We start from the raw sequence: 1,924 nt of genomic DNA on the forward strand, positions 1-1,924 counted from the left end.
TGAATTCGCATTGCAGCCCCATTTCCACCGCCCTTCACATATGATGATTCTTTGGACTTGAAGAAATTCGTTGCCCAACCGACACTTCTTTTGGAAAGGTTCTTCGCAGCGAGGTTTGTGCCAAGTCCACCACCCAACTGATAACTCATCCAGACGGGCAATTCTATGTGGGCAAATGAATCCACATCGAAGTAGCCATCATGCCCAATGGCTCTAGAAACTGAAAGCCGGAGCTGTGTGTCATCAGAGTAGCATCCGGACGGCAAATTGACACTAACGCCGTAACGCCCGCCGATCTTCCTCTTCCAGCCAATCAAGGAAGAAACCTCAGTCAATCCTGTTCTATACTGGACAGTTTCAGAGTTAGCCATCTCGGTTGTAAATCCGAGGGCATCTCCGTAAGCAGCCCAGAGAGCGGAATTAGTGACTTTCCTCAACCATTGGTCGTAGGTATTTGATGGCATGTGTGTCATTCGAAAGCGTCCGCGTCTATTGTGTACTTGAGCCCAGTTTGTCGTGCTCCAGCCAAATATCCCATAATTTCGGGTTCCTGTTGCTGGCTAGGTATGATTATCTCCGTGAGATGCTTAAGCTCAAGCGATTTGGGGTACAAAACTTCAGCTTGTGGCGATGTCGGGCAAGATATTTGGGTTTTATCAGTCCTTGACTTTTGATAAGGAGGCTTTTCTTTCACAACATCTGCATAGAGGGATTGCAGCCCATCCTTACCCGTACCTCGAAGAACTGTCTCTTCATACGAATTGTTCGTTGTGCAGAAAACTACTCCTTCATGCGTGAGAATACTAGGACAAAAGCTTAGTATGCACCACCAGAATGGCTTATTATGATCCCACTTTTTTGCATAACTCAAAAACATTTTGTTTGCGACCTGAACAGATAGGCTGATATAGTCAGTCCATTTTTCATCTTTTCTGCACTCGCAGTTATTGTGGAGTATGTGGCAAAGGTATTGGTCCTCGTTAAGCCCTTTTCTTGATTTTACAAGACCTGTGTTTAAAATGCCTACTAGGCCGATGTTTGTCGTAAAGTGCACGACTCTCTGGATGCACCTGTCACGTATTAGCTGCAACATGGCTACAGCACCACCTTAGAATATGTTCTTGGATCAAAATAATCCACAAGAGACGATTTTTCTATTGGCTTATATCCGACTGTGAGTGAGTTGCGAGCTCTTCCGCACGACATCGCAATGAGCCTCCTGTAGTGATCAAGGAATACATCACCATCATCCTTGCCATGCGGTGTCATGCTTTGATTTAAACCAATAATAACCACATGGTCGAATTCTAATCCCTTGGAACTGTGCATCGTAATCAGGCCTACATTTACATCATTATCAGGCCATGCTTTTAGTTTTGTCAAATTGACATACGGAATCGAATCTGCGTTCAACCGCATTATGACATCCCTAAACCACCCCTTGGGGTGAAGGAACGCGACACTCTCATCTTTTAGATCAATTTTCGAAACAATGTTCTTGAAAACCCAATTCAGTTGCTGATTATACAATCCTTCGAGCACAATGGGCTTTGGCCCACTTCGCGTGCAGTTCTCTGGTGCTGGCAAGGCCCCAAAATCACCTCCTAAATCTGCACCTTTGATAATTGGAGCAATGAATGCCGCAATCTCTTTCGTATTCCTGAAATTTTCTTTAAGCACAAATACGTTTTCCGGAGTTGCACGAATGCCCACCTCTTTCCATGAAAAACTTTTAGGATAAATCTTTTGCGCCGAATCAATTACGATCGTAAGGCTATGCTCGTCGTTTAAGACATTTTTTACAGCACGCATTTCGTTTGCCGAAAAATCTTGACCTTCATCGATAACTATAACGTCATATTTCTGGGGAGCTGAGAGCTTTGAAATAGTATATGCGAGATCATGAAAATCGAGTTCGTCATTT

At 44.0% G+C, this 1,924-nt stretch carries 3 protein-coding genes; all 3 read right to left on the reverse strand.

The window, feature by feature from the left end:
• Nucleotides 1–473: ADP-ribosylglycohydrolase family protein (locus RDU24_RS09415; RefSeq protein WP_308735493.1), on the reverse strand; the 473-nt coding region annotated here is incomplete at its 3' end.
• Nucleotides 470–1,093 (reverse strand): DarT ssDNA thymidine ADP-ribosyltransferase family protein, encoded by a 624-nt coding sequence (locus RDU24_RS15995; protein ID WP_374989755.1) that lies wholly within the window; start codon nt 1,091–1,093, stop codon nt 470–472. The genes RDU24_RS15995 and RDU24_RS09415, both read right to left, overlap by 4 nt.
• A gap of 2 nt (nt 1,094–1,095) precedes the next feature.
• Nucleotides 1,096–1,924 (reverse strand): 3'-5' exonuclease (locus tag RDU24_RS09420; RefSeq protein ID WP_308735494.1); only part of this gene is annotated, 829 nt, incomplete at its 5' end.

The organism is Humidesulfovibrio sp. (assembly GCF_031082295.1).
Classification (GTDB): Bacteria; Desulfobacterota; Desulfovibrionia; order Desulfovibrionales; family Desulfovibrionaceae; genus Humidesulfovibrio.